Below are 25,949 nucleotides of genomic sequence, written 5' to 3' on the forward strand. Positions count from 1 at the left end.
GCGGAAAAGCCGTCCTCCAGGTGGCCGGTCGGGGGACGACCGGCCGGCCGCCCCGCGGGCGGCCGGTGACGCCACGGACGGGGGCGCATGATGGGCAACGGCTGGACGGTACCCGGTTACACCGAGGTGCGCGAGCTCGGCGCGGGCGGCAGCGGCCGGGTCGTGCTCGCGCTCCACGACGCCACCGGCACGGCCGTCGCGGTGAAGTACCTCAGCGAACGGATGCGCGAGGACCCCGCCTTCATCCGGGAGTTCCGCGCCGAGGCCCGGCTGCTGGGCGGGCTCGTGTCCCCGTACGTGGTGGGCCTGTACGAGTACGTGGAGGCCCCGTCCGGCGCCGCGATCGTGATGGAGCTGGTCGACGGGATCTCGCTGCGCGCCGTGCTGCGGGAGTCGGGGCGGGCGGAGGCCGAGGCCGCGCTGGTGGTGCTCAAGGGCTCCCTGCTCGGGCTGGCCGCCGCCCACCGGGCGGGCGTGGTGCACCGGGACTACAAGCCGGAGAACGTGCTGGTCGCGCCCGACGGCTCCTCCAAGCTGGTGGACTTCGGGATCGCCGCGGGCCGCGGCACCACCCCCGGGGTGGCGGGCACCCCCGCCTACATGGCGCCGGAGCAGTGGCAGGGTCAGCCGGCCTCGCCGACGGCCGACGTGTACGCGGCGACCGCGACCTTCTTCGAGTTCCTGACCGGCCGCAAGCCCTACGACGGGACGAGCTTCGCCGAGCTCGCCGTCCAGCACATCGAGGCCCCGGTCCCGGAGACCGAGGCCCCCGAGCCGGTGCGCCCCCTCATCCGGCGGGGTCTGGCCAAGCGGCCGGAGCAGCGCCCGGAGAACGCCGAGGCGTTCGTGGCCGAGCTGGAAGCGGTCGCGGTGGCCGCGTACGGGCCCGAGTGGGAGGAGCGCGGGCAGCGCAAGCTCGCCGCGCTGGCGGCCCTGCTGCCGCTGCTGTTCCCCTCGGCGGCCGGGGCGGCGGCGGGCACCACCGCGGTGGCCACCACCTCGGTCGGCGGCGGCTCGGGCTGGGCTCCGGGTCGCGGCGGCTGGCTGGCGACGGGTCTGGCACTGGTGCTGGGGGCGGTGCTGGTGTTCACGACGGACGCGGGGGCCGGCACCCCGCCGGGGGCCTCGGCGCTCAGCGACCTCGCCACGACGGGCCCGGCCACGCCAGGGCCCGCCACGCCCGCGCCCGGACCGTCCGCCCCGCACTCGCCGTCCCCGAGCCCCTCCGGGTCCCCGTCGCCGAGCGCCTCGGCGTCCCCGACGCCGACACCGACGCCCACCCCGACCCCCTCGCACTCGACGACCTGGAGCCCGTCGCCGAGCCCGACCCCGAAACCGACGGTGAGCCACTCGCCGACCCCGACGCCCTCCCCCACGCTGCGGGTGACCAAGCTCGACGTCTCGCTCAGGCCCGGGGTCTACCGGGGCGACGCGACCGTCTCCCTGGCGGCCCAGGGCAGCGGCAAGGTCACCGTCGTCGTGGAGTGGTTCCTCGGCTCCTCGCAGGGGGCCTTCTCGGTGCCCGACGGCACCGATACCCTCACCGTCGACGCCGGCTCGCAGGCCACCGTGGTCCAGGCCCACACGTTCGCCCGCGGCCACGGCTGCTACGGCGGAGTCCGGGTCACCACCAGGCCCGCCGCCGCGAACGGTTCGGCCTCCGCCTCCGCGCTGCTGTACCGCTGCCAGGACCAGGAGGTCCCGCGATGAACGACCCGCGCGTCCCCCGGGACCCCGCCGACGACGACGAGTACAGCGCCACCGTGCTCGGCAGCCACTGGTTCAGCGGCCCGCCGCCCCCGGCGGACGCCGCGCCCGACCGGGTCGAGGGTTCCGTGCTGCGGTTCGGACCGGGGGTGACGGCCGCCATGGCCCCGCCGTTCCCCGTGGTGCCCGGGCCCGTGCCCGGGCCGCGGCCGCCCGCGCGGCGCGGCGGGGGCTGGCGCCGGTACACCCTGGCGGCCCTGGTGCTGGCCGCGGTGCTCGGCTACCTGGCCTGGCAGCGGTTCGGCCCGGCCGTGGAGGTGCGGGAGGTGGCGGTGTCCACCGACCCGGGGGGTCCCGGATGCGGTGCGGCCGCCGACGTGGTGGCCGTCGTACGCACCAACGGACGCCCGGGGACCCTCACCTACCGCTGGGTCCGCAGCGACGGCACCCGGTCGGAGGAACTCACGGAACGGGTGCCGGCCGGGCGGAAGGAGGCCACGCTGCACCTGCTGTGGACCTTCCAGGGCACGGGCAGCTACCCGGCGCGGGCCGAGCTCCAGCTGATCTCGCCCGTCCGGCGGACGGCGGCGGCCGAGTTCACCTACCGGTGCCCCCGGTAGCGGGCAGCCTGATGACGGCGCGTCCGCCGGCGAGGTCGACGCGGGAGTGCGGCGGGGCGCCGTCCTCCTCGTCGTCGCGCATCACCAGGGCGCTCTGGCGTTCCTTCAGCTCGTTCTGCTTGCCCGGCGAGAAGCTGGCGTGCAGCTGCTCGAAGCCGGTGGAGGAGATCTGCCCCTGGCGGCCGTTCCACCGCCAGGGCAGCAGCCCGGCCCGGCCGGCGCGCACGAGCGCGAGGTCCGCGAAGGCCATCGCGGTGAGGATCAGCGCGAGTCCCGGCAGGGTCATGAAGACGACGAAGCCCATGGCCCGACCGTAGCCCACCGTCCGGCCGCGGCGGCAGGGGCCCGGAGCCGTACTTCCGGCCGGGGCGGATGTGGCCGTCCGGCCGAAGCCCGGGCGGGGGCCGCGCTGGTTGACTCGAAGGCGTAGACGAGGGCGCGCAGGACGCCCTCAGGCACCCCTGCGTGCCGTGTTCCGGCATGTGACACCCCGCGGAACGCGGCCGTTCCGCACGGATGCCGAGTCCGCGCGGAAGGCCCGCGGCCGCTTTGGGGAGCGGCCGCGGGCCGTTTCGCGTTCCCGTCCCCCGCCGCAACCGGGGGACGGTGTCCTTGGGGAGCGGCCGTCGGTCAGAACCGCGCGTGGGCGGTGATGTCGGCCTGGAACTCGCCGGTCATCGCGGGGGTGACCGTCGGCCTGCACTGCGCCACGGCCGCGAGGTAGTCCTCCGTGGTCGCGCCGAGCTGCGCGGCCGCCGCCCCGCGCGCGCCGACCGCCTCCAGGTCCCGTTCGAAGGAGACCTGTGCGGCGATCCGCGCGGCGTGCTCGATGTCGGCCGGGGTGAACAGCTCGGTCGCCTCCACCAGAGCCGTCACGTCCACGCCGGTCCGTCCGGCCGTGTAGCGCGACCAGATCGCCGCGCGCGCCCCGGCGTCGGGGGTGCCGATGGGGATCAGGTAGTCGAAGCGGCCCGGCCGCAGGAAGGCCGGGTCGAGGGAGCGGATGGAGTTGGTCGCGCAGACCAGCAGCCGTTCGTCGCCCTCCCGGAAGCCGGGGATCAGCTTGAGCAGCTCGTTCGTCACCCCGTGGATGCCGCCCGGCTGCGCCGGCTCGCTGCGCACGGGGGCGATCTCCTCGACCTCGTCGATGAAGACGAGGACCCGTTCCAGCTCGGCGATCCGGGCGAAGGCGACGCGCAGCGCGGCGGCCAGGTTGCCCTCGTCGGCGAGGCGGGAGGGCAGCAGCTCCACGAAGGGCCAGCCCAGGCGGGAGGCGATGGCGCGGGCGAAGGTGGTCTTGCCGGTGCCGGGCGGCCCGAAGAGGGTGATCGCGCGGGGCGGCCGCACCCCGTGCGCGGCGGCCCGCTCCGGTTCGGCGAGGGGGAGGACCACGCGCCGTTCGATGAGCTCCTTCTCCTTCTCCATGCCGGCGACCTTGGCCCACAGGTCGTTGGGCAGGAAACGGCCGCCGAGGTCGTCGAGGAGGCCCGCAGCGGGTCCGTGCAGGGGCTCGGTCTTCTCGAAGTAGGCGACAGCCGGCTGCCGGGTGTAGCCGGCGTTGAGGAGGCCCTCGCCGAGCAGGTCCTCCTCGGGCAGGACGTAGGCGATCCGGCCCACCCGGGCGGCGATCAGGCGCCGCTCCAGCTCGACGAGGAGGGCGCTGGCCAGTCCCCGGCCGCGCCAGCCGGAGGCGATCGCGATCCGCATCACCCAGGCGCGCTCGCCGGTCACGCAGGCGAGGGCCGCGCCGATCGGGACGCCCTGGTGGACGGCGACGACGCAGGGCTGCCGGTCGGTCAGCGCGCTGATGCACTCGGCGAGCGAGAAGACGGACTCCTGGCCCAGTTCGGCCGTGGTGTCTATGAGATGGACCACCGCCGCGAGATCGCTCTCGCGGTAGTCGTGGATGAGCCAGTTCACTCGGTACCGCCCCTCGTTCGTGCTCCTGCGGCGAGGCTAGGGGCGGGCGGGCCCGGCGATCACGCACCGCGGTGCACAACAGCCGGACGGGAAGTCCGCCGCGGCGTCCATAGACCGGGGCCTTCCGCCGGCGGGCTCGGAGGTTCCGCCGGAACCGCCCGCCCGGGACCGGTTCGCCTTCGGGGGTTCCGACATTCACAGCGGATTCACACGGAACACCGGGCTCCGGGCACAGTTTCGCCGGGGAGGCTCGGATGCATGATCACTCGCACCCCTACCCGGCCGGCCGGCCGCCGCCGTGCCCGGCGGGCGGCGCGGATCCTGCTCGCGCTGACCTCGATGACCGCCCTGCTGGGCCTGGACCTCCCCGAGGCCGGGGCGCTGCCCCCGCTCGGCGTGACGGTGCGCGCCGACGCGGACGCCGCGTCGGCGCGGGTGGGTGCGCTGTTCGCGGGCGGCACGGACGGCGGGCACTTCTGCACCGCCTCGGTGGTGCGCAGCGCGGGCCGTGACGTGATCGCCACCGCCGCGCACTGCCTGGGCAGTCCGGACACCACGGTCTTCGCCCCGGGCTACCGGGACGGCGAGGCCCCGTACGGGCTGTGGCGGGTGACCGGGGTGTTCACGGACCCGGCCTGGGCCGAGGGGGAGGACCCGGACGCGGACATCGCCTTCGCGACGGTCGCCCCCGAGGACGGCGCGCGGACGCGGAACGTGGAGAACGTGGTCGGCGGCTTCCCGGTGGCCGCCGGGCAGCCGGCGGACGTGACGGTGACGGTGGTCGGCTACCCCAGCTCCGAGGAGGCCCCGCTGCGCTGCTCGAACGCGACGGGCCTGTTCTCGTCCACGCAGCGCCGGATCGACTGCCCCGACCTCAGCGGGGGAACGAGCGGCAGCCCGTGGCTGGCGGGCGGCGCGCTGGCCGGGGTGCTGGGCGGCCACGAGGGCGGCGGCACGGTCCCGGACGTCTCCTACAGCGCGGTCATGGGCGCGGCGGCGCTGGAGCTCTACCGCCGGGCGGCGGGTTAGACGGTCCCGGAGGGGGCCTCGAACCAGGTGGGCTCCTCCGTCAGGGAGCGCCGGATGCGGTCCAGGGCGAAGTGCTCCAGCGGCGGCAGGGCGTCCGGTGCGAACCAGGCGACCTCCAGCAGCTCCCCGTCAGCGGAGCGGGGTTCTCCGCCGGTGGCGCGGCAGCGGAAGGTGATGTCCTGGAACTGGCAGACGTCGCCGTTCGCGTAGGTGATCGGTGCGAGCATCTGGACGAGGACCACCCGCTCGGGGACGCACCGCACGGCCGTCTCCTCGTACACCTCGCGCACCGCCGTCCCGGCGGGCTGTTCGCCCGGCTCGGCGATCCCGCCGACGACGGACCACTTGCCGGTGTCGGCCCGGCGGCCGAGCAGCACCCGGCCCCGGTCGTCGAAGACGACGGCGGTGACGCCGGGCAGCAGGAGCAGGCGGTGGCCGGCGCCGCTCTCCCTGATCTCTCGGATGTACTCGGGTGTGGTCATGCCCCGACCCTACGGGGCCCGGCCTCGGGGGCCGTCGTCATGCGGCCCGGCGGGCGCGAAGGCGGCGGGTCAGCACCCAGCCGAGCCCGCCGGCCGCGACGAGGAGCAGCGCGTACTCGGGCAGCGGGCCCAGGCGGGTGGCCGGGGTCTGGCCGGAGCGCAGCGGGATCTCGGCGACGAGGGCGTCGGCGGTGAACATCCGCGTCTGCTGCGTGACCTTTCCGTCGGGCTGGATGACGGCGCTGACCCCGCTGGTGACGGGGACGAGGACGGTGCGGCTGTGCTCGACGGCGCGGATCCGGTCCATGGCCAGCTGCTGGTAGGTCATCTGGGTCCGGCCGAAGGTGGCGTTGTTGCTGGGCACCGCGATGACCTGGGCGCCCGCCCGCACGGTGGAGCGTACGGCGTCGTCGAAGGCGGCCTCGTAGCAGGTGACCATGCCGACGCCGGTGCCCGCCATGTCGAAGACGCCGGGCTCCTTGCCGGGGCCGAAGTCGCGGCGGACCCGGTCCACGTCGGAGCTGAAGAGGCGGACGAAGGAGCGCATCGGGATGCGCTCGCCGAAGGGCTGGATCTTGCGCTTGTCGTAGGTGTCCGTGGGTCCCTTGACCGGGTCCCACAGGATCATGGTGTTGCGCAGCGGGCCGGTCTCGGGGGCGAGGACCGAGCCGATCGCGGTGGGCACGCCGACGGCCTTGACCGCGTTGTCGATGACGGCGTGGGCGTCGGGCTGGGTGAACGGGTCGATGTCGGAGGAGTTCTCCGGCCACAGGACGAAGTCCGGCTTGGCGGCGCGGCCGGCCTTGACGTCCTCGGCGAGCTGGATCGTGCGGTTCGCGTGGTTGTCGAGGACCTGGCGGCGCTGGGCGTTGAAGTCGAAGCCGGCGCGGGGCACGTTGCCCTGGATGACGGCGGCGACGGCCGTGCCGTCCTCGGCCGCCGCGGAGACCAGCGGGCGGGCGGCGAGGGCCGCGCCAACCGGGGCGGCGACGGCGAGCGCGGCGAGGGCCGCGGTGCCCCGCCGGGGGTCGCTGCGGGCGGTGCGCAGCAGCTCGTACAGGCCGAAGCCGCACAGGGCGATGCCGAAGGAGAGCAGCGGGGTGCCGCCGGCGGCGGCGAGCGGGGTGAAGACGCCGTCGGCCTGCCCGAAGGCGAGCTTGCCCCAGGAGAAGCCGCCGAAGGGGGCCCGGGCGCGCAGGGCCTCGCCCGCGATCCAGACGGCGGCGGCCCACAGGGGCCATCCGGGCAGCTTGCTGACGAGGGCGATGCCGAGGCAGGTCAGGCCGATGAGCAGGGCTTCGAGGGTGACGAGGGCGATCCAGGGGACCGGGCCGACGCCCTCGCTGGTCCACACGAGGAGCGGCAGCAGGAAGCCGAGCCCGAAGAGGAAGCCGAGCCCGAAGCCGGCCCGGGCCCGGCGGCCGCGCAGGCAGCCGGCGAGCAGGGCGAGGGCGAAGGGGGCCAGCCACCACAGGGGGCGGGGCGGGAAGCTGAGGTAGAGCAGCACCCCGGCGGCTCCGGCGAGGGCGGAGCGCACCAGCCAGGCGGCCTTGTGCTCCGCCCGGCTCGGGGAGGCGGCGGCTTCGGACGGGGCGACCGCCGCTGCTCGTCCGGCGGGCTGCGAGGGCTCGCTCTCGGCGGCGCGGGTGACACTGCTGCTCATCTGGCGGAGTGTACGTCCCCGTGCCCCAAGGACCGGTAAGGAGGCGCCGCGCGCTACCGCGCGAGGGCGCGCAGGTGGGTGCGGATGACCCGGACGGCGTTCTCCGCGTCGTCGACGGTGACCGTGAACAGCTTGCCGTCGCCGAGGAGCAGCTCCACTCCCTCGCCGCGCCGGACGATGACGGCGGTGCCCTTCTCCGGGCGCCATCGGTAGCCCCAGCCGCCCCACTGCTGGGGGGTGATGCGGGGGCGGAATTCCGCGGCGGCGACCTCCGCGAGCCGGATCCTGCGCCGGGGCAGCCCCATGGGGCCGCAGCGCACCTCCAGGGCCTCGGCGTCGACGGTGACCGCGACGTGGACGAAGGCGAGGGTGCCGTAGAGGATGAGCAGCCCGACCGCGAGGCAGCCGATCACGGACATGAGGAGCGGTACGAACCCGGCGGTCCAGGCGTTGTCGACGGCCAGCTCCACCCCCAGCGCCAGGCAGGCCGCACCGGCCGCGGCCAGCAGCCACTGCACACGGTTGGAAGCCCGGCCCGCCCAGAGGGGGCCTGGTGGGTGACCCGTCATGTGCAGGAGCCTACCCACGTTCCGGTTCCGCACCACCCCGTCTGCGCCACTCGGCGCATCGCCCCGGCGGGGCCCGTGTCCTAGGGGGTGTCCGCAAAGTGGCGCCGTCCCCCCGGAGGGCGGGCTCCGCGGTGTCCGGTGCGTGCTCTCGGCGTGCCGGGCGGAAGCCCGCGTACTGGACGTACTTGGGCTTTCGCCCGGTGCGGCGAGAGTGCGTGCCGGGCGCCGCGGGGCAGGCGGGACTTTGCGGACACCCCCTAGGCCAGGAGGCCGATCAGGGCGTCGCGGAGGGCCGGGCGGCGGGTGGTCACGAAGCGGTGCAGGGCCCTGGAGCCGCGGGCCACGCGCTGCGCACTGCGGCGGCGCTCCGCGTCGTAGGCCCGCAGGGCCGCGGGCAGCCCCGTGCGGCCGTGGGCGGGCCGGGCAGCGGGGCGGCCGCATCGGCCCGTACCCGGCGGGGGCCACGCCGGCCCGTACCGGGCGGGGGCGTGCCGACCCGCACCCGGCAGGGGCCCATACCGGGCGGAGGGCATGCCGGCCCGTACCCGGTGGTGCCGTGCCGGCCCGTGCCCGGTGGGGGTCAGCCGCAGCCGCAGCCTCCGCAGCCGCCTCCGCCGCAGCCGTCGCCACCGCAGCTTCCGCCGCCTCCGCCGCAGCCCGCCGCGGTCGTGCCGGCGGTCCCGGAGGCCGTGGCCCGCTTGGCGGTCCGGGTGCGGAGCCGCTCGGTCTCCCGGCGGCGCTGCAGCTCCTGCTCCCGGCGGCCCCGGACCGTGTCCTGGTAGGACGTCCCGGCCGGGCTCCACGGGCCCAGCCCGTGCCGCCGGCGGGGCAGCAGGGGAACGCCCGCTACCCGGCTGGAGATGCTGTCGTGGCCCTCGTGCACCGCGTACTCCAGCACCACCTCGGCCCCCTCGCGCGGCACCCCGTACAGCAGCGCCTCGAAGGGTTCGGCGCGGGCGTCGACGTCGTGCAGTCCGCCCCGCGGCAGCCCCTCCGTCCCCGCGGCCAGCAGCCGCGCGCCCCTGAGGGTGTCCCGGTCGCGCGGCCGGTAGCAGAGCAGCGGCCGGCCCGCCGTGTCGTCGGCGTCCGGCAGCAGCCAGAAGTGCCCCGACGGGGAGATCCGCACGCCGACGACCAGCACGGGCTGGGCTCCCGCGTACAGCCGCCGGGTGGCCAGGTCGGCGGCCCAGCCCCGGCCCAACAGGGTGCTCCCGAGCACCAGCAGGACCAGGGAGATCCGCTGGTGGCCGACCGCGTCGTACGGGAGGTCCCCGGGGCCGGTCCCCAGGTCCTGGACCAGACCGTCCACGAGGACCCCGACGGCGGCCAGGCACCCGAGGGCCCCGGCGACGATCCGCGTGTTCCCGCGCCGCTCCTGACCCGGCGGCAGCCGGTCGGGGAGCGCGAACCGGGCCGGCCCGGCCGCGTCCAGGGCCGCCCGGTCCTGCGCGCGCCGGGACCACAGCCGCAGCAGCGCCCCGGCCAGCGCCCACGAGGCCGACAGGCAGACGAGGACGGCGCCCGGGCCGCGCGGGAGCGCGACGGCGGATTCCGCCACCAGCACGGCGCTGCCCGCCGCGGCCGCGCCGGGCAGGAACCGGTACCAGAGGGGCAGGGCCACCAGCAGCACGGCCGCTGGATAGAACCGCCACGCCGTGCCCACCGGAGCGGCCGGTCCCCCGTCGCGGAGGACCAGCACCAGCGAGACGGTCACCAGGACGGCGAGGAACCAACTCCCCGCACCAGGGGCGAAGACGACCGGGGTCCGTAGCTTGAGCCAGCGCCCGGAACCCTCAACGCCCCATGTCCGCACATCACTTGCCGGTACGACACCGGTCGGCAGGTGCTTGGCATAGGCAATCACGGGCCCAGTATGCGAGCCCGTACCGGAGCCGGGAACCGCCTTTTGCCGCCCGCCGCATCAGTGCTGGTGGGCCTGCTCCCGCTCGGCGAGCAGGCGGCCTTCGGCATAGCCGAGGGCGGCGTCGGAGAGGGTGGAGGTCCGACCGCTGTGCAGCACGGTCAGCCCGCCGGTGCGGGGCAGGCCGGGCGCGGGTTCCAGGCCGATGCGGCGCAGCGCCTGCACGGCGACGGCCTCGGCGGAGCCGTGGTAGACGAGCTCCGCTCCCCCGGTGCGAACGGCGAGGGCGGCCCGGATGGACTCCTCGACGAGCTCGTAGTGGGTGCAGCCGAGGACCACGTCCGTCACGTCGGCCGGGGTGAGCGCGGCGGCGGCGGCGACGGTACGGGCGACGGCGTCCTCGTCACCGTGCTCGACGGCGTCCGCGAGCCCGGGGCAGGGCACCTCGGTGACGCGCGCCCCGGCGGCGAAGTCGCGGATCAGCCCGCGCTGGTAGGGGCTGCCCGTGGTGGCGGGGGTGGCCCAGATGGCCACCCGGCCGCCGGCGGCCGCGGCGGGCTTGATCGCCGGGACGGTGCCGATGACGGGGATGCCGGGCTCCAGCTCGGCCCGCAGGGTCTCCAGGGAGTGCACGGAAGCGGTGTTGCAGGCCACGATCAGCGCGTCCGGGCGGAGCGCTGCGGCGGCCCGGGCGACGGCGCGGGCGCGCTCGGTGAGGTCGGCGGGCGTACGGGGGCCCCAGGGCATCCCGTCGGGGTCGGAGGACAGCAGCAGATCAGCGTCGGGCCGGAGCCGACGCGTCGCGGCGGCCGCAGCGAGGAGGCCGATTCCCGAGTCCATGAGCGCGATCTTCACCCGGTCACTTTAGTCGACGCGCCCGTCCCGCCCGCGATCCCCCACCCCGCGGACCCGCCCCGGCCGCACGCCCGGCCGCGCACCCGGCGGCCCGCCGACGCGCTCCCAGAGCAAACCCGACGCCGCCCCGCCTCGTCCCGACGCCGCCCCGCCGCGCGTCCCGACGCCCCCCGACGCGCGGCCCGACGCGCCCGGAAGACCGGGACAGGCCCCGCCGCTTCGGCGACACTGCCACCATGGGCCTCCTCATCGCCGCCTGCGCGTCCCTCGCCGCCTGGCTCTGGCTGACCTTCGCCCAGGGCATGTTCTGGCGCACCGACGTCCGCCTCCCCCCGCGCACCGCCCCCGCCCGCTGGCCCTCCGTGGCCGTCGTCGTCCCGGCCAGGGACGAGGCCGGGGTGCTGCCCCTGAGCCTGCCCTCGCTGCTCGCCCAGGACTATCCCGGCGAGGCGCGGATCGTCCTGGTCGACGACGGCAGCACCGACGGCACGGCCGCGCTCGCCCGCCGCCTGGCCGCCGAGCAGCCCGGCCTGCCCCTCGCCGTCGTCACTCCCGGGGACCCGCCGCCCGGCTGGACCGGCAAGCTCTGGGCGCTGCGGCACGGCATCGGGTACGCCCGCACCGCCACGCACCGGGAGCCCGAGTACCTGCTGCTCACCGACGCCGACATCGCGCACGAGCCCGACAGCCTGCGCGAGCTGGTCGCCGCCGCGACCGGCGCGGACCTCGACCTCGTCTCCCAGATGGCCCGGCTGCGCACGGCCGGCTTCTGGGAGCGGCTCGTCGTACCCGCGTTCGTGTACTTCTTCGCGCAGCTGTACCCCTTCCGCCGGATCAACCGCCCCGGCTCCCGGACCGCCGCGGCGGCCGGCGGCTGCGTCCTGCTGCGGACCGGGGCGGCCGTCCGCGCCGGCATCCCGGACTCGATCCGGCAGGCCGTCATCGACGACGTCTCCCTCGCCCGGGCCGTGCAGCGCTCCGGCGGGCGGATCTGGCTGGGGCTGGCGGAGCGGGTGGACAGCGTGCGCCCGTACCCGGCCCTCGGGGACCTGTGGCGGATGGTGTCGCGCAGCGCGTACGCCCAACTGCGCCACCGGCCGCTGCTGCTGGCCGGAACGGTGGCGGGGCTTGCGCTGGTGTACCTGCTCCCGCCGGCGGCCCTGTTCGCGGGGCTGGCGGGTCCGCCCTCGGCCGTGGGCACCGCCACGGCCTGGGCCGGGGGGCTGGCCTGGCTGCTGATGGCGGCGACGTACCTGCCGATGCTGCGCTACTACCGGCAGCCGGCGCTGCTCGCCCCGCTGCTGCCGGTCACCGCGCTGCTCTACCTGCTGATGACCGTCGACTCGGCCGTCCAGCACTACCGCGGGCGGGGGGCCGCCTGGAAGGGCCGTACGTACGCCCGGCCGAGCGACGCCTGAAGCCGGCCGGTGGCGGAATCGGGCAATTCCCCCGCCTGAGGGGACGTCATCCGAGGTCACCGTCTTGTGACGCTGCGTCAGCACCGGGTGGGCGCAAGGGGCGACCGGTGAGTACGACTAGCACCAAGACGGGGCGGAAGTGACGAATCGTGCAGGTGAACGTCAAGTGAAAGCTGTGGCGCTGACCTGGGAATATGCAGGTCAGCGCGGTGTTGGCGGCACCTGGCTATAGACCCGGTGAAGTCGTGGGCTTAACTTGTCTCCCATGACCTCCCCCCGCTCCACTTATGGCGGCGGTTACTACTCCGCGCCCTCCTTCCCGGACACCCCCATCTACGACTCCCTCGTCGCCGAGCGGGGTACTCCGCAGATCGCCCCGATCCGCGTTCCGGCCGCCTACGAATCCCCCAGTGCCGGTTACTCGAGCGGTGGTTTCCTGCCGGCCCTCGCCTCGTCCATGCCCGCCCTGCCGCCCGCCGCACCGCAGCCGCAGGCCCCCGCGTACGGGTACGGGTACCCGCAGCAGGCCATGCCGCAGCCGCAGCAGATGCCGGTTCCGCTTCAGCACGCGCCCGCCCCGTACATCCCGCAGCAGCAGATCGCGCCCCGCGCCGGGTACGTGCCGCAGCCGCAGCCCCAGCAGCCCCGTCCGGCGGCCATGGGCACCGGGTACGAGGCCATGCGTCCGGCGGCCCCGCGGCCGATGGCGCCCGTGGCCCCGATGACCCCCATGGCTCCGGTGGCGTCCGCGGCGGGCGTCCCCTCGTACGAGGACCCGTACGGCCGCCAGTACCAGCAGCGCGCCTACTGACCCGGCCCGGCGGTCACCGTCGGTGACGTCGGCGTCCCGCACGGCGCGTATCCCGCACGCGATCACCGGGGGGCCGGCGGGGGCAGCTGTCACAATGCCCCCATGTCGAACTTGTACGTCCAGTCGCTCCACGTCCACCCCGTGAAGTCGGTGGCGGGGACCGCTCCGGACGAGATCGTCGTGGAGCCCTGGGGGCCGGCCGGTGACCGCCGCTGGGCCGTGGTCGACATGACGGGCGCAGTGATCACCCAACGCCAGCAGGCGCGGCTCGCGTTGGCCGCGGCACGCCCGCTGCCGGGCGGACGGGTCGAGCTGTCGGGACCGGGCATGCCCGGTCTCGTCGTGGAGGTGCCGGAGCCCGGCCCGCTGGAGCCGGTCGTGCTCTTCGGCAAGAAGATCGAGACGGTGGTCGCGGCGGCCGCCGCCGCCGAGTGGTTCACTGCCTACCTCGGCCAGCCCGCACGCCTCGTGCACCTGGACGACCCGGCCGTCCGCCGGCCGGTGGACCCCGACTACGCCCTGCCCGGGGAGACCGTCAGCCTCGCCGACGCCTACCCCCTGCTGCTGGCCACCAGCGCCTCGCTGGACGCCCTCAACGAGCTGATCGCCCGGGGCGACCATCCGGAGGAGGGCCCGCTGCCCATGAACCGCTTCCGGCCCAATCTGGTGGTCGGGGGTCCCGCCGAGCCCTGGGCCGAGGACGGCTGGCGGCGCATCGCGATCGGCGACGCGGTCTTCCGCGGGGTGCGCGAGTGCGGTCGCTGCATCGTGACCACCACCGACCAGCGGACCTCGGAGCGCGGGCGGGAGCCGCTGAAGACGCTGGCCAGGCACCGGCGGATCGGGAAGTCGCTGGCCTTCGGACGCCAGCTCGCGCCGGTCGTCACGGGCACGGTCCGGGTGGGCGACGAGGTGCGCGTCCTGGAGTGACCCGGCCGCCACGGGGAGATCCCGCACGCACGGAGGCACCGACCCCGCCGCTGACCACGGCAGGACGTCGGAACAACACCTTCGAGGGGCTCGTGGCATCCACTGGAACCAACGGGCCGCGCGGGGCCGTTGGAGCATTCAGGACGGCAGACGAAGACGTAGACCGGGCATGGGGCAGGGGGAGCCGGACCGTGCGGACAGCAATGGGTGTGTGGCGTTGGCGGCGCAATCCGCTGCGCAGGCCGACCGACCTCTTCGAGGCGTGGGTGGCGTTCGCGGCGCTGGTGTGCGTCCTGCTGGTGGCCCCGGCCGTCGGCTGGGTGGCGGGGATCAAGGTGGACGGGACGCTTCAGCGGGCCGCGGTCGAGCAGCGGCACGAGCGGTACCTGGTCCCGGCGGTGGTGGTCCGGCCCGCGGGCGCGGGCGCCGGGGCGGCCGCCGATCCGTCCGCGCAGCGGCAGGCGCCCGAGCGGACGCGGATCGTGGCCGCCTGGACCGCGCCCGACGGCAGCAGCCACCAGGGCACGGTCCCGGCGGCGGAGGAACCGCCGCGGGCCGGCGACCGGTTCCGGATATGGACCGACGTCCGGGGCCGCCTCGTGGGGCAGCCGCTCGACCCCGCCGCCGCCTCGTTCCACGCGGGTGCAGCGGGCCTGGCCGCCGCACTCACCGCGGCCGCGCTGGCCGAGACGGTCCGGCGGCTGGTCGTACGCCGGCTCGTGCATCGGCGGTACACGCGTCTGGACCGCGCCTGGGCGGCGGCGGGGCCGGACTGGGGCCGGGCGGGCGCAGGCAGCTGACCTGGCCGCTCACCGGCCCCGCGCGCGCTACCGTGGAGCCGGAGGCCGGGTCGCTCCAGTCTCTTCCGTCGCTTCCGCAGGTCCGGCAGCGCGAGTACCAGGGTGGGGGCGCGACAGCACGATGGCTCAGGGCACGGTCCAGGTGACGCACGGCGGGGCCTCGCGGTGGCGGCGGCGTTCCGGGGAGTATCCGACGCTGACCGCCGCGCTCGCCGCCGCGGGCGACGGGGACGTGCTGTCCATCGCCCCCGGCACCTACCGGGAGAACCTGGTGCTGCGTCATGCCGTCACCCTGCGCGGGCCCGAGGGGGCCGCGGCCGGCTCGGTGCGCATCGCCCCGCTCGACGGGGTCGCGCTGACCGTGCGCGCCTCCGCCGTGGTCCAGGACCTGTACCTGGAGGGGGCGGACCGGGCGGCGCCCGCGCTGCTGGTCGAGGAGGGCTCCCCCGAGCTCACCGACCTGCGCGTGCACACCCGTTCGGCGTCCGGGATCGAGGTGCGCGGCAGGGCCCGGCCCCTGGTGCGCCGGTGCACGGTGGAGAACCCGGCCGGGGTCGGGATCTCCGTCCTGGACGGAGGTGGCGGGGTGTTCGAGGAGTGCGAGGTGGTCGTCGCCGGGCAGGCCGGGGTCTCGGTCCGCGGCGGGCATCCCCGCCTGGAGCGCTGCCGCATCCACCACGCGGTCGGCGCGGGCATCACGGTCACCGGCGAGGGCTCGGGGCTGGAGGCGCTGGGCTGCGAGGTGTACGAGGTCAAGGGCACCGGTGTGCAGGTCTCCGCGCGCGCCGCCGCCCGGCTGACCGACTGCGCGGTGCACCGCACGTCCGCCGACGGGGTCACCCTCGACACCGACGCGGTGCTCACCCTCGCCGGCTGCGACATCCACGACGTGCCGGAGAACGCCGTCGACCTGCGCGCCCGTTCGGTCCTCACCCTCAGCCGCACCACGGTGCGCCGGTTCGGGCGCAACGGCCTGTCGGTGTGGGATCCGGGCACCCGGGTCGACGCGGAGTCCTGCGAGATCCACGACAGCACGGGCGACTACCCGGCGGTGTGGGTCAGCGACGGGGCCACCGCCTCGCTGGACTCCTGCCGGGTGCACGACGTGCCGGACGCGCTGTTCGTGCTGGACCGGGGCTCCCGGGTGGACGTGGTCGACAGCGACCTCTCGCAGGTGCGCAACACGGCCGTCTCGGTGAGCGACGGGGCGAGCGCCCAGCTCGACGACTGCCGGATCCGGGAGGCGGGCACCGGGGCCTGGTTCCGCGACCACGGCAGCGGCGGCACCCTCGCCAACTGCACCATCGACGCCGTGCAGACGGGCGTGATCGTCACCAAGGGCGCCGATCCGGTCCTGGAGCGGTGCACCGTCACCTCCGCCGCCGAAGCCGGGTTCTACGTGTCGGCGGGCGGCCGGGGCACCTTCACGGCCTGCCGGGTGACGGGCAGTTCCGGCTTCGGCTTCCACGTCATCGACGGCTGCCGCACCACCCTGTCCCGGTGCCACACCGAGCGCTGCGCGCGCGGGGGGTACGAGTTCGCGGAGGACGGCCCGCACGCCGAGGGCTGCACCGGCGACGAGGGCGGTACGGGCCCGGCGGCGCGGGCGGCGGGCGCCTCCCTCGCGGGGGCTCGGCCCGGCAGTGCGGGCCCGCGCAGGGCCACGGCCGGGCAGGATCCCGCGGAGCGGCCCGCGCAGGGGGTGCCGGCCGCGCGGCCGGCGGACGGCCCCGAACCGGCCGGGGCGCCCGCCCCGGCGGCCCCGGCGGCAGGGTCGCGCGGCTCGGGCGAGGTGCTGGGTCAGCTCGACGCGCTGGTCGGGCTGGACAGCGTCAAGCGCGAGGTGCGGGCCCTCACCGACATGATCGAGGTGGGGCGCAGGCGGCAGCAGGCGGGCCTGAAGGCGGCCTCGGTGCGCCGGCACCTGGTCTTCACGGGCTCCCCCGGCACGGGCAAGACCACCGTCGCCCGGCTGTACGGGGAGATCCTGGCCTCGCTCGGGGTGCTGGAGCGCGGCCACCTGGTGGAGGTGTCGCGGGTGGACCTGGTCGGCGAGCACATCGGGTCCACGGCGATCCGTACGCAGGAGGCCTTCGACCGGGCACGGGGCGGGGTGCTGTTCATCGACGAGGCGTACGCGCTGGCCCCCGAGGACTCGGGCCGGGACTTCGGGCGCGAGGCCATCGACACGCTGGTGAAGCTGATGGAGGACCACCGGGACGCGGTGGTGGTGATCGTCGCCGGGTACACGGAGGAGATGGAGCGCTTCCTGACGGTCAACCCGGGTGTGGCCTCGCGGTTCTCCCGCACCATCACCTTCGGGGACTACGGTCCGCAGGAGCTGCTGCGGATCGTGGAGCAGCAGGCGGAGGAGCACGAGTACCGGCTCGGGGAGGGCACCGGGGAGGCGCTGCTCAAGTACTTCACGGAGCTGCCCAAGGGCCCGGCCTTCGGCAACGGCCGGACCGCGCGCCAGACCTTCGAGGCGATGGTGGAGCGGCACGCGGGCCGGGTCGCGCAGCTGGCCGACCCGGGTACGGACGAGCTCACGCTGCTGTTCCCGGAGGACCTGCCGGCCCTGCCGGCGTCGTGCTGATCCACCACCCGGCAGGGCTTCCTGACGAATGGTCAGCTATGGTGTGCGCGGCGCGCACCCGCGCCCGCGCCGCACTCTCCCCCAGGGGGTAACGCCATGGCCCGCCGACTCCGCCCCGTGGAGCTGGACTTCATCGAGCGGGCCCCGGTCCGGCCGGCCTTCACGGCCCGGACCTCGGCCCCGCCCGAAGCCGTGTACCGGGCGCTCGCGGACGAGGTGACGGGCTGGCCCGCCTGGTTCGGCGCGGTCACCCTGGCCCGGCCGACCGGCGGCGGGACGGGTCGGGAGGTACGACTGATGGGCGGGGTCCGGTTCCGGGAGACGGTGGTGGCCGCCGATCCCGGGCTGCGCTACGCCTACCGGGTCGACGAGACCAACGTGCCCGGCGTGAGCGCCCTGGTGGAGGAGTGGCTGCTGGCCCCGGGGCCGGACGGCGCCGGGGCCCTCGTCCGCTGGACCTTCGCCGCCGACGGCCCGGCCCCCTTCCGGCTGGCACTGGCCGCGGCCCGCCCGGGCCTCGGCCGGTCCTTCCGTACCGCGGTGCGCGCCCTGGACGCCCGCCTCTCGGCGCGCACAACCCCCTAGGCCGCCCTTCCGGATCAGGCCTCGGGCTCGCGCCAGTCGCCGGTCTCCAGCAGGGTCCGGATCGTCTTGGCGTACGGGGCGATGTCGAGGCCCTGGGCGGCGAGCCACTCGTCCGAGTAGTACTTGTCGAGGTAGCGGTCGCCCGGGTCGCAGAGCAGGGTCACGACGCTGCCCCCGCGGCCCTCCGCCACCATCTCGGAGACGATCTTCAGGGCGCTCCACAGGCCGGTGCCGGTGGAGCCTCCCGCCTTGCGCCCTATGGCCTGTTCGAGGGCGCGGCAGGCGGCGACGGACGCCGCGTCCGGCACCTTCATCATGCGGTCGACGGCACCGGGGACGAAGCTGGGCTCCATCCGGGGCCGGCCGATGCCCTCGATGCGGGAGCCGCAGTCGCTGCTCGCGTGCGGGTCGTTGTTGGTCCAGCCGTCGAAGAAACAGGAGTTCTCCGGGTCCGGGACGCAGACGCGGGTGTCGTACTGCATGTAGTGGACGTAGCGGGCGATGGTGGCGGAGGTGCCGCCGGTGCCGGCGGTCGCCACGATCCACGCGGGCTCGGGGTAGCGCTCCAGGCGCAGCTGCTGGTACATCGACTCGGCGATGTTGTTGTTGCCGCGCCAGTCGGTGGCGCGCTCGGCGTAGGTGAACTGGTCCATGTAGTGGCCGCCGGTGCGGGCGGCCAGGTCGGCGGACTCCTCGTACATCTTCATCGGGTCGTCGACGAAGTGGCATGCGCCGCCGTGGAATTCGATGAGCCGGCACTTCTCGCGGCTGGTGGTCCGCGGCATGACCGCGATGAACGGGACGCCGATCAGCTTGGCGAAGTACGCCTCGGAGACCGCGGTGGAGCCGCTGGAGGCCTCGATGACCGGGCGGCCGGGCCGGATCCAGCCGTTGCAGAGGGCGTAGAGGAAGAGCGAGCGCGCGAGGCGGTGCTTGAGGGAGCCCGTCGGGTGGGTGGACTCGTCCTTCAGGTAGAGGTCGATGCCCCACGCCTCGGGCAGCGGGAAGCGCAGCAGGTGCGTGTCGGCGGAGCGGTTGGCGTCCGCCTGGACCTTGCGGACGGCCTCCTTGAGCCAGGCCCGGTAGCCGTCGTCGCTGCGGTCGATGTCGACCGTCGTCGCCGTGCTCCCGGCCGTGTTCGAGGCCGGTGTACCGGTGGTGCCGGTGGTGCTCATGCGCCTTGCTCCTTTGTCGTTTCCAAAGCCCCCTCCTTTCGCAATGTACCCCCCTCACCTGCGCAAATGATGACTTTGGGTTTCCATGCGGATCGCTTTCGGTGCCGTACCCGGGCGTTCGGTTGCACACGGCGCCACCGTGGGTGACCCTGGTGATTGCGTCACCGAGGGTGCAGCACCCGTAACGATGATGTCGGGGAGTCGCAGCCGTGATCAGTCATTCCCGCAGGCACTGCGTCGTCGAACTGCAGGCCCTGCCCTCGCGGATCGGCCAGGTCCGCAGAATCGTTTCCGCGCAATTGCGCCACTGGCAGCTCGACCCGCTCATAGACCGGGCTGCGCTCGGCGTGACGGAGCTGCTCAGCAACGTCCACCGCCATGCGCAGCCGGACAAGGTGTGCACGGTCGAGATCGAACTCCGCCTGGGACGGCTGACCGTGTCCGTCCACGACAGCGATCCGCGGCTGCCCGTCCGCCGCGCGGCAGGCGACCTGGAGACCTCCGGGCGCGGCCTGGCGCTCGTCGAGGCGGTCAGCGAGGCCTGGGGGGCCCGGCAGCGGCCGGACGGCCCCGGCAAGGTGGTCTGGTTCTCCCTGCGGGCGGCCCCCGCACCGGTGGCGCCCGCGCGCACCGTCAGCATCGGCGTGCGGAAGACCGTACGGAAACCCACCCGCCCGGTGCTCACCGCCGTCGACGCACAGGCCGTCGCGACGGGCGTGCCGGCGTCGGCCGCGGTCGGCGCCAGGCCCGGCTGACTCCCCCGCCGGCCGCCCCGGCCCCCGCGGGACTCAGGCCGCCGCGGGGCTCAGGCCGCCGCGCCCAGCGTCCCCAGCGGGTCGTCCAGCACGGGCTGCCACGCCAGCTCCGCCGCCCCGACCAGGCTGTTGTGGTCGAGGGTGCACGGCAGGATCGGCACGCCCCCGCTGCGCCCCCACAGGCTGCGGTCGGCGACCACCGCGCGCAGCCGCTCCGGGTCGGCGTGGAGCAGCTCCCGGTGCAGTCCGCCGAGGATGATCCGGTCCGGGTTCAGGATGTTGACCAGGCCCGCCAGGCCCAGCCCGAGCCGGTCGATGAGCTCCTCGGCGGCAGCCCGGACCGACGGCTGCGCGTACTCGGCGCGCAGCAGGTCGCGGGCCTGCGCCAGCAGCGACACCTCGGGGCCGGGCGTGCGGCCGGCCGCGGTGAGGAAGGCCAGCGGGTCCGCCTCCACGTCCAGGCAGCCCCGGCTGCCGCAGTGGCAGGCCCGCCCCTCCGGGTTCACGGTGAGGTGGCCGACCTCCAGGGCCAGGCCCGCGCTACCGCTGTGCAGCCGGCCGTCGAGGACCAGTGCCCCGCCCACCCCGCGGTGTCCGGTGGCCACGCAGAGCAGGTGCTGGGCGCTGCGGCCGGCGCCGTGCCGGTGCTCGGCGAGGGCGGCGAGGTTGACGTCGTTGCCGGTCAGGGCCGGGCCGTCGATGCCGGCCGCCTTCACGCGCTCGGCGAAGATGTCCCGCACCGGGGAGCCGGGCGGCCAGGCCAGGTGCAGCGGGTTCAGGGCCGTCCCCTCGGGCTCCGCGACCGCCGAGGGCACCGCCAGGCCCGCGCCGACGCAGCGCCGCCCGGACTCGGCGAGCAGCCGGGCACCCGCGTCGACGACCGCGCCGAGCACCTGCGCGGGGTCGGCGGAGACGGTGAGCTTGCCGGGTGCGGTGGCCACGATGCGCCCGCCGAGGCCGACCAGGGCAGCCCGGAAGCCGTCGGGGTGGACCTGCGCGGCCAGCGCCACGGGGCCGTTCTCGTCGACGGCGAGCCGGTGCGAGGGCCGGCCCTGGGTGCCGCCGGCGCCGCCGGGCCGGGAGTCGACGCGGATCAGGCCGAGCGCCTCCAGCTCGGCGGCCACGGCTCCGGCGGTGGCCCGCGTGACGCCCAGCTCGGCGGTGAGGACCGCCCGGGTCGGGGCCCGGCCGGTGTGGACGAGCTCCAGCGCCGGGCCGAGTGCGCCGCGGCCGCGCTCCAGCCTGGTCCGCGCGGACGCCGCCGACGCTGTGGTCTCGTCCCCCGCCCCCAGCGGGGCCCCGTTGCCGTTCATGAGGGGATCCTCGCATGATCGGGGGCCGCCCCTCGCCCCGGCTGCGCTCCGAGGCCGCCGACCCGCAGGGTGATGTTGAGGCGGCCCGTCAGGCCCAGCCCCGGCGGGCCGCTGCCCGGCAGCACCTTCGGCACCCCGTGGTAGGCGAGCCGGCTCGGGCCGCCGAAGACGAACAGGTCTCCGCTGCGCAGCTCGACGTCCCGGTACGGGCGGCCCCGCGAGGCGGTGTTGCCGAAGCGGAAGACGCAGGAGTCGCCCAGGCTGAGCGAGACCACCGGGGCCCCGGACCGCTCCTCGGCGTCGCGGTGCATGCCCATCCTGGAGTCCCCGTCGTAGAAGTTGACCAGGGCGATGTCGTAGGCCTCCGCGGGCGGCGGGGGCGTCCCGTAGGCGGCGGTGACGGCGTCCCGGCCCAGCCCGGCGAGCCAGGCGGGCATCGGCTTGACCGGCGCCCCGTCCCCGTCGACCGCGGTGCGCGCGTAGGCGTACGGGTACCAGTGCAGGCCCAGGCACACCTGCCGGGCGGTCATCGTCCCGCCCCCGGGGGTGCGTACGGTACGCAGTCCCGCGGGCGGCCGGGCCCACTCCCGGCAGGCGGCCAGCAGCGCCCGCTGGCGCCGGGGCCCGAGCCAGTCGGGCAGGTGCACGGCGCCGGGTGCGATCTCGGTCCGCTCGCGCGGGAACAGCTCCCCGTGCGCCGGTTCCCCGTGCGCCGGCTCCCCGTCCGGCAGTGCCCCGTCCGGCGGTGCCCCGTCCGGCAGGCGTTCTCCGTGCGGCGAGAGTTCTCCGTCCACCCTCCCATTGTGTCGGGGGCGGCTGGCAGACTCGCGCCATGAAGATCACCGCATACGTGGAGACCCTGGCCCGGGAGGGCGAGCTGCTCGCCGATCAGGCCGAACTCGCCGGTACGGACGCCCCCGTGCCCACCTGCCCCGAGTGGCGGGTGGCCGACCTGCTGCGGCACACCGGTGCGGTGCACCGCTGGGCCGCCGGGTTCGTGCGGGACGCCCTGGTGGAGCGGGTGCCGTTCCCGGAGCCGCCGGAACTGGCCGGGGCGGAGCTGCTGGCCTGGTTCCGGGAGGGGCACGCCGAGCTGGTCCGGACCCTGGCCGGGGCGTCCGAGGACCTGGCCTGCTTCACCTTCCTGCCGACGGCACCGCCGTCGCCGCTGGCGTTCTGGGCCCGGCGGCAGGCGCACGAGACGGCCGTGCACCGCTTCGACGCCGAGTCGGCGCGGGGCCTCGCCTTCTCCGCGGTGGCCCCGGAGTTCGCGGAGGACGGGGTGGACGAGCTGCTGACCGGCTTCCACGCCCGGCCGAGGAGCCGGGTGCGGACCGAGGAGCCCCGGGTACTGCGGGTCCGGGCGGCGGACACGGGCGCGGTCTGGACGGTCCACCTGTCGAAGGAGCCGGCCCGCACGGTGCGGGGCGACACCGGTGAGGAGCCGGACTGCGAGGTGACCGGGGAGGCCTCCTGGCTGTACGCGGCCCTGTGGAACCGGCTCCCGCTCGCCGGTCCGGGCGTGCGCGGGGACGAGTCCCTGGCCCGGCTGTGGCAGGAGACGGCGGGCATCTGACGCGGGGACGGCGCCCGGAAATGCGCGTGCGGGCCGGGGAGCGGCTTGGCAGGGTGGGCACCATGGCCTCCCTCACCCCTCCCGCCGCCTCCGGCTCCTCCGGCTCCCCCGGCTGGATCACCACCCCGGTCGAAGAGCGCTTCCTGCGCGGCGCCCTGGAGGTGGAACGCACCGCGCTCGGGCTGCTGCCGCACCGGCTGCCCGCCCGGGCCCGCGCCCAGTGCCCCGACGGGCAGCTGGCGATGGCGGAGGCGCAGCCCTCGGGGGTGCGGGTGGTGTTCCGCACCCGGGCGACCGCCGTCGAACTGGACGCCGTACGCACCAGGACGGCCTACCGGGGTGCCCCGCCGCGCCCCGAGGGGCTGTACGACCTGCTGGTCGACGGCCGGCTCGCCGGCCAGGGCCCGGTGAGCGGCGGGCACGTCCTGACCGTCGACATGGCCACCGGGTCGGCGGAGCGGACCCCCGGCCCGGTCGGCACGGTCCGCTTCGCCGGACTGCCCGACCGGGTCAAGGACGTCGAGATCTGGCTGCCGCACAACGAGGTCACCGAACTGGTGGCGCTGCGCACCGACGCCCCCGTCGAACCCGTCCCCGACCGGGGCCGCAGGGTGTGGCTGCACCACGGCAGTTCGATCAGCCACGGCTCCGACGCGGCGAGCCCCAGCACGACCTGGCCGGCCCTGGCCGCCTCCCTCGGCGGGGTGGAGCTGGTCAACCTGGGCCTGGGCGGCAACGCCCTGCTGGACCCGTTCACCGCGCGCACCCTGCGGGACGCCCCGGCCGACCTGATCAGCGTCAAGATCGGCATCAACCTGGTCAACCACGATCTGATGCGGCTGCGCGCCTTCGGCCCCGCGGTGCACGGCTTCCTCGACACCGTCCGCGAGGGGCACCCCGGAACGCCGCTGCTGGTCGTCTCGCCGATCCTCTGCCCGATCCACGAGGACACCCCGGGGCCCACCGCCCCCGACTACTCCGAACTCGCCGAGGGCCGGCTCCGGTTCAGGGCGGCGGGAGACCCGGCGGAGACGGCCGCGGGCAAGCTGACCCTCCGGGTCGTCCGGGAGGAACTGGCCCGCATCGTGCGGGAGCGCGCGGCGGACGACCCGGAACTCCACCACCTGGACGGGCTGGACCTCTACGGCGGGGCCGACTTCGACGCGCTCCCGCTCCCCGACGGCCTCCACCCCTCCCCGGAGGCGCACCGCCTCGTCGCCGGCCGGTTCGCCGCCCGCGCCTTCGCGCCCGGCGGCCCCTTCGGCACGCCGCAGCGGTAGCGGGGTCAGGCGGACGGATCCGCGCCGCCCAGGGTGGCCGCGTAGGCGGTCTGGGTGCGGTACTTCCAGGAGGGGCTGGTGTTCCAGGGGTTGGGCATGGTGGCGCCCGTCGCGTAGGCGTACCCGGCGCCCCGGTCGAAGGCGGTGCGGAGCGTGGTGCGCATCGCGGCGCCGTCCGGGACCCCGTGGACGAGGTGCCAGAACGCGGTGCCGTCCGGGTCGAGGTCCGCGCCCGGGCGGTAGCCCCCGCGGGCGTCGAAGACGTTCCCCTGCCAGCCGCCCGCGGTGTAGGCGGCGTAGGTGTCCTCGTAGGTGACGAAGACGTCCGCCGTGCGGTGGCCCGGTTCGAGGTAGCAGTCGGCGATGGCGGTGCCCGGGTTGTTGACGACGAGGTCGTCGACGTCCGGGTCGGCGGCGTGCATGGCCTCCTGCACGTAGCGGCGCAGGGCGGCGTAGTGGTCGCGGGTGGCGTTGCCGGGGCCGCAGTCGCGGCTGACGACGTCGAAGAAGATGCCGTCGACGTGGAGCCCGCCGCCCCGGCCGCCCTCGTCGTCTGCCGCGTCCTCGTCGTCTTCGTCGCCCTCGTCGTCCTCGCCGTCCGAGGGGCGCAGGTAGTTGTCGATGGAGGCCTTGACGGCCGCGAGGTCCCGGTTGCCGTGGTCGGTGTGGACGTAGCCGAGGACCTTGGTCTTCTCGCCGGTGGCGGTGGTGCCGGCGCGCAGGGCGTCGGCGCGGGCCCGCCAGGGGCCGTCGAAGGGGGCGTCGCCGTTGCCGGGGTTGAGGACGACCACGGAGGCGGCCGGGGTGGTGGCGGTGAGGGCGGTCAGCATGGGGGCACCGGCCCCGGCGTAGGCGGGGACCGCGATCTCCAGGCCGCGCACGCCGGGTATCCGGGGGGCGGGAGCCGCCGACGGCTCCGTCTGTCTCGCGGAGGCGGGTACGGCCGGCGCCGGCGCTGCGAGCAGCACGATCACGGCGACGGCGTACAGGGCCTTCAGTGCACGGGCGGGAGCCACGGGGCTGTTCCTCCGGCTGCGGCAGGGGGCGGGGACCCGAGGAACACTAGGCGCGCGGAAACCCGGTGAAGGGCGAACCACCCGGATTGGTGTGAAGAACTGACGAGCGAGGTGTCACCGGGGTCCGGGCCCGCTCATGCGGCGGGCAGTCCGACCGCGTGCGCCAGTTGTCCGGCGGCGTGCGCGAAGAAGGCGTCCCGCTCTTCGACGACCCGGTTGAACTGGCCGAACAGCTCGAAGGAGACGAGGCCGACGAGGTGCGCGCAGGCTGCGACCAGGGCGGCCGTCACCGCGGGGGGCAGTCCTTCGGCGAAGTCGGCGGTCATCCGGGCGGCTTCGGGGCGCAGGGCGTCGGGCAGGGGCGGCAGGGCGAGGCCGCGGCCCTCGTAGGCGGTGCGGAGGATGCCGATGAGGACGTTGGCCACCCGGGAGGCGGGGCCGACGGTGTCGAGCGGGGCGGTGTAGCCGGGGACCGGGGAGCCGTAGATCAGGGCGTATTCGTGCGGGTGGGCCAGCGCCCAGCCGCGGACGGCTCCGCAGACCGCCGTCCAGCGGGCGCGGGGGGCGGAGCCGGCCGCACGGGCGGTGGCGTCGGCGGCTTCGGCGGCGGCGCCGAGGCTGTCGTAGGCGTCGATGATCAGCGCGGTGAGCAGCTCGTCGCGGCTGGGGAAGTAGCGGTAGAGGGCCGAGGAGACCATGCCCAGCTCGCGGGCGACGGCCCGCAGGGAGAGTTTGGCGGCGCCCTCGGCCGCGAGCATGCGGCGCGCCTCGTCCTTGATGGCGGCGGTGACCTCGATACGGGCCCGTTCCCTGGCTCCACGCACGGTGCTCATGCGGGTCAGTGTGCCACGGTTTCGGAGCAGTGCACAAAAATGAGAGCACTAATCACAACAGAGAGCACCGCTCTTGTTTTGGCGCGCCGATCCGTGCACACTGATCTCAAGCGAGAGCAGTGCTCTCGGATTGGATCACCGTACCCCGGAGGCCC

Annotated in this window: 25 protein-coding genes; 12 read left to right on the forward strand and 13 right to left on the reverse strand. The window is 75.5% G+C overall.

The features are described 5' to 3' along the window. Positions 1–87: 87 nt before the first annotated feature. Both ACIPW5_RS08770 and ACIPW5_RS08775 read left to right on the forward strand, forming a co-directional pair. The gene (locus ACIPW5_RS08770) at positions 88–1,710 is read left to right on the forward strand and encodes a serine/threonine-protein kinase (protein ID WP_401242293.1); all 1,623 of its coding nucleotides are present in this window, start codon (positions 88–90) and stop codon (positions 1,708–1,710) included. Further along, on the forward strand, positions 1,707–2,327 hold the full coding sequence (locus tag ACIPW5_RS08775) for a hypothetical protein (RefSeq protein ID WP_401242296.1): 621 nt from the start codon (positions 1,707–1,709) through the stop codon (positions 2,325–2,327). The genes ACIPW5_RS08770 and ACIPW5_RS08775 overlap by 4 nt, the downstream gene beginning before the upstream one ends. Here the strand turns inward: ACIPW5_RS08775 and ACIPW5_RS08780 are convergent. Next, positions 2,305–2,631 (reverse strand): DUF6191 domain-containing protein, encoded by a 327-nt coding sequence (locus ACIPW5_RS08780; RefSeq protein ID WP_401242299.1) that lies wholly within the window; start codon positions 2,629–2,631, stop codon positions 2,305–2,307. The two genes, ACIPW5_RS08775 and ACIPW5_RS08780, sit on opposite strands and share 23 nt — an antisense overlap. Positions 2,632–2,957: 326 nt before the next feature. Beyond that, positions 2,958–4,247, reverse strand: coding sequence for an ATP-binding protein (locus ACIPW5_RS08785; protein ID WP_401242302.1), 1,290 nt, complete (start codon positions 4,245–4,247; stop codon positions 2,958–2,960). A gap of 258 nt (positions 4,248–4,505) precedes the next feature. On the opposite strand from ACIPW5_RS08785, the gene ACIPW5_RS08790 reads away from it, so the two are divergent. Further along, complete coding sequence (locus ACIPW5_RS08790; protein WP_401242305.1) at positions 4,506–5,276, forward strand: trypsin-like serine peptidase; 771 nt, start codon at positions 4,506–4,508, stop codon at positions 5,274–5,276. On the opposite strand, the gene ACIPW5_RS08795 is transcribed toward ACIPW5_RS08790, so the two are convergent. The 6 genes from ACIPW5_RS08795 to ACIPW5_RS08820 all read right to left on the reverse strand — a co-directional run bounded on the left by ACIPW5_RS08795 (position 5,273) and on the right by ACIPW5_RS08820 (position 10,706). Next, a complete protein-coding gene (locus ACIPW5_RS08795; RefSeq protein ID WP_401242308.1) occupies positions 5,273–5,758 on the reverse strand; it encodes an NUDIX hydrolase in 486 nt (161 codons plus the stop codon). The genes ACIPW5_RS08790 and ACIPW5_RS08795 overlap by 4 nt on opposite strands. Positions 5,759–5,795: 37 nt before the next feature. After that, positions 5,796–7,421 (reverse strand): apolipoprotein N-acyltransferase, encoded by a 1,626-nt coding sequence (gene lnt / locus ACIPW5_RS08800; RefSeq protein ID WP_401242310.1) that lies wholly within the window; start codon positions 7,419–7,421, stop codon positions 5,796–5,798. A gap of 53 nt (positions 7,422–7,474) precedes the next feature. Then, on the reverse strand, positions 7,475–7,990 hold the full coding sequence (locus ACIPW5_RS08805; protein WP_401242312.1) for a hypothetical protein: 516 nt from the start codon (positions 7,988–7,990) through the stop codon (positions 7,475–7,477). A 257-nt stretch (positions 7,991–8,247) separates the two neighbouring features. Continuing rightward, positions 8,248–8,523: a hypothetical protein gene (locus tag ACIPW5_RS08810; protein ID WP_401242315.1), complete on the reverse strand. Its 276-nt coding sequence runs from the start codon at positions 8,521–8,523 to the stop codon at positions 8,248–8,250. 47 nt (positions 8,524–8,570) lie between these two features. Then, positions 8,571–9,854, reverse strand: coding sequence for a hypothetical protein (locus ACIPW5_RS08815; RefSeq protein WP_401242318.1), 1,284 nt, complete (start codon positions 9,852–9,854; stop codon positions 8,571–8,573). Positions 9,855–9,911: 57 nt separating this feature from the next. Beyond that, positions 9,912–10,706, reverse strand: coding sequence for a glutamate racemase (locus tag ACIPW5_RS08820; RefSeq protein ID WP_401242320.1), 795 nt, complete (start codon positions 10,704–10,706; stop codon positions 9,912–9,914). Between the two features lie 236 nt (positions 10,707–10,942). Between ACIPW5_RS08820 and ACIPW5_RS08825 the strand changes: the two genes are divergently transcribed. The 6 genes from ACIPW5_RS08825 to ACIPW5_RS08850 all read left to right on the forward strand — a co-directional run bounded on the left by ACIPW5_RS08825 (position 10,943) and on the right by ACIPW5_RS08850 (position 17,846). Beyond that, positions 10,943–12,124, forward strand: coding sequence for a glycosyltransferase (locus ACIPW5_RS08825; RefSeq protein ID WP_401242322.1), 1,182 nt, complete (start codon positions 10,943–10,945; stop codon positions 12,122–12,124). Positions 12,125–12,389: 265 nt separating this feature from the next. Continuing rightward, positions 12,390–12,935, forward strand: coding sequence for a DUF6643 family protein (locus tag ACIPW5_RS08830; RefSeq protein ID WP_401242325.1), 546 nt, complete (start codon positions 12,390–12,392; stop codon positions 12,933–12,935). Positions 12,936–13,037: 102 nt separating this feature from the next. Further along, positions 13,038–13,865: an MOSC domain-containing protein gene (locus ACIPW5_RS08835; protein WP_401242328.1), complete on the forward strand. Its 828-nt coding sequence runs from the start codon at positions 13,038–13,040 to the stop codon at positions 13,863–13,865. A 191-nt stretch (positions 13,866–14,056) separates the two neighbouring features. Further along, positions 14,057–14,665, forward strand: a complete 609-nt coding sequence (locus ACIPW5_RS08840; RefSeq protein WP_401242330.1) for a hypothetical protein — start codon at positions 14,057–14,059, stop codon at positions 14,663–14,665. 121 nt (positions 14,666–14,786) lie between these two features. After that, the gene (locus tag ACIPW5_RS08845; protein WP_401242331.1) at positions 14,787–17,261 is read left to right on the forward strand and encodes a right-handed parallel beta-helix repeat-containing protein; all 2,475 of its coding nucleotides are present in this window, start codon (positions 14,787–14,789) and stop codon (positions 17,259–17,261) included. Positions 17,262–17,357: 96 nt separating this feature from the next. Beyond that, positions 17,358–17,846 (forward strand): SRPBCC family protein, encoded by a 489-nt coding sequence (locus tag ACIPW5_RS08850; protein ID WP_401242334.1) that lies wholly within the window; start codon positions 17,358–17,360, stop codon positions 17,844–17,846. A 14-nt stretch (positions 17,847–17,860) separates the two neighbouring features. On the opposite strand, the gene ACIPW5_RS08855 is transcribed toward ACIPW5_RS08850, so the two are convergent. Next, entirely contained in the window at positions 17,861–19,021 is a 1,161-nt protein-coding gene (locus ACIPW5_RS08855) for a PLP-dependent cysteine synthase family protein (RefSeq protein ID WP_401242336.1), read from the reverse strand. 209 nt (positions 19,022–19,230) lie between these two features. Between ACIPW5_RS08855 and ACIPW5_RS08860 the strand changes: the two genes are divergently transcribed. Next, entirely contained in the window at positions 19,231–19,776 is a 546-nt protein-coding gene (locus ACIPW5_RS08860; RefSeq protein WP_401242337.1) for an ATP-binding protein, read from the forward strand. A gap of 50 nt (positions 19,777–19,826) precedes the next feature. Here ACIPW5_RS08860 and ACIPW5_RS08865 read toward each other — a convergent pair whose 3' ends face one another. Next, positions 19,827–21,089, reverse strand: coding sequence for an ROK family protein (locus ACIPW5_RS08865; RefSeq protein WP_401242339.1), 1,263 nt, complete (start codon positions 21,087–21,089; stop codon positions 19,827–19,829). Next, positions 21,086–21,820 (reverse strand): alpha-ketoglutarate-dependent dioxygenase AlkB family protein, encoded by a 735-nt coding sequence (locus tag ACIPW5_RS08870; protein WP_401243116.1) that lies wholly within the window; start codon positions 21,818–21,820, stop codon positions 21,086–21,088. The genes ACIPW5_RS08865 and ACIPW5_RS08870 overlap by 4 nt, the downstream gene beginning before the upstream one ends. A 101-nt stretch (positions 21,821–21,921) precedes the next feature. Between ACIPW5_RS08870 and ACIPW5_RS08875 the strand changes: the two genes are divergently transcribed. Further along, entirely contained in the window at positions 21,922–22,665 is a 744-nt protein-coding gene (locus ACIPW5_RS08875) for a maleylpyruvate isomerase family mycothiol-dependent enzyme (protein ID WP_401242341.1), read from the forward strand. A 62-nt stretch (positions 22,666–22,727) separates the two neighbouring features. Continuing rightward, positions 22,728–23,945, forward strand: a complete 1,218-nt coding sequence (locus ACIPW5_RS08880; protein ID WP_401242344.1) for a GDSL-type esterase/lipase family protein — start codon at positions 22,728–22,730, stop codon at positions 23,943–23,945. 5 nt (positions 23,946–23,950) lie between these two features. Here ACIPW5_RS08880 and ACIPW5_RS08885 read toward each other — a convergent pair whose 3' ends face one another. Beyond that, positions 23,951–24,961, reverse strand: coding sequence for a spherulation-specific family 4 protein (locus tag ACIPW5_RS08885; RefSeq protein ID WP_401242346.1), 1,011 nt, complete (start codon positions 24,959–24,961; stop codon positions 23,951–23,953). A 134-nt stretch (positions 24,962–25,095) separates the two neighbouring features. Further along, complete coding sequence (locus tag ACIPW5_RS08890) at positions 25,096–25,794, reverse strand: TetR/AcrR family transcriptional regulator (RefSeq protein ID WP_401242349.1); 699 nt, start codon at positions 25,792–25,794, stop codon at positions 25,096–25,098. Positions 25,795–25,949: the final 155 nt, after the last annotated feature.

It is taken from the genome of Streptomyces sp. NPDC090077, assembly GCF_044747545.1.
In the GTDB taxonomy this organism is placed as follows: domain Bacteria; phylum Actinomycetota; class Actinomycetes; order Streptomycetales; family Streptomycetaceae; genus Streptomyces.

Bases quoted from the DNA above. Each gene is read 5' to 3' on its own strand.
- ACIPW5_RS08835 (WP_401242328.1), top strand. From the start codon at position 13,038: ATGTCGAACTTGTACGTCCAGTCGCTCCACGTCCACCCCGTGAAGTCG.
- ACIPW5_RS08790 (WP_401242305.1), top strand. From the start codon at position 4,506: ATGATCACTCGCACCCCTACCCGGCCGGCCGGCCGCCGCCGTGCCCGG.
- ACIPW5_RS08805 (WP_401242312.1), bottom strand. From the start codon at position 7,990: ATGACGGGTCACCCACCAGGCCCCCTCTGGGCGGGCCGGGCTTCCAAC.
- ACIPW5_RS08850 (WP_401242334.1), top strand. From the start codon at position 17,358: ATGGCCCGCCGACTCCGCCCCGTGGAGCTGGACTTCATCGAGCGGGCC.
- ACIPW5_RS08780 (WP_401242299.1), bottom strand. From the start codon at position 2,631: ATGGGCTTCGTCGTCTTCATGACCCTGCCGGGACTCGCGCTGATCCTC.
- ACIPW5_RS08875 (WP_401242341.1), top strand. From the start codon at position 21,922: ATGAAGATCACCGCATACGTGGAGACCCTGGCCCGGGAGGGCGAGCTG.
- ACIPW5_RS08775 (WP_401242296.1), top strand. From the start codon at position 1,707: ATGAACGACCCGCGCGTCCCCCGGGACCCCGCCGACGACGACGAGTAC.
- ACIPW5_RS08795 (WP_401242308.1), bottom strand. From the start codon at position 5,758: ATGACCACACCCGAGTACATCCGAGAGATCAGGGAGAGCGGCGCCGGC.
- ACIPW5_RS08825 (WP_401242322.1), top strand. From the start codon at position 10,943: ATGGGCCTCCTCATCGCCGCCTGCGCGTCCCTCGCCGCCTGGCTCTGG.
- ACIPW5_RS08890 (WP_401242349.1), bottom strand. From the start codon at position 25,794: ATGAGCACCGTGCGTGGAGCCAGGGAACGGGCCCGTATCGAGGTCACC.
- ACIPW5_RS08865 (WP_401242339.1), bottom strand. From the start codon at position 21,089: ATGAACGGCAACGGGGCCCCGCTGGGGGCGGGGGACGAGACCACAGCG.
- ACIPW5_RS08810 (WP_401242315.1), bottom strand. From the start codon at position 8,523: ATGCCCTCCGCCCGGTATGGGCCCCTGCCGGGTGCGGGTCGGCACGCC.
- ACIPW5_RS08880 (WP_401242344.1), top strand. From the start codon at position 22,728: ATGGCCTCCCTCACCCCTCCCGCCGCCTCCGGCTCCTCCGGCTCCCCC.
- ACIPW5_RS08855 (WP_401242336.1), bottom strand. From the start codon at position 19,021: ATGAGCACCACCGGCACCACCGGTACACCGGCCTCGAACACGGCCGGG.
- ACIPW5_RS08845 (WP_401242331.1), top strand. From the start codon at position 14,787: ATGGCTCAGGGCACGGTCCAGGTGACGCACGGCGGGGCCTCGCGGTGG.
- lnt (WP_401242310.1), bottom strand. From the start codon at position 7,421: ATGAGCAGCAGTGTCACCCGCGCCGCCGAGAGCGAGCCCTCGCAGCCC.
- ACIPW5_RS08770 (WP_401242293.1), top strand. From the start codon at position 88: ATGATGGGCAACGGCTGGACGGTACCCGGTTACACCGAGGTGCGCGAG.
- ACIPW5_RS08830 (WP_401242325.1), top strand. From the start codon at position 12,390: ATGACCTCCCCCCGCTCCACTTATGGCGGCGGTTACTACTCCGCGCCC.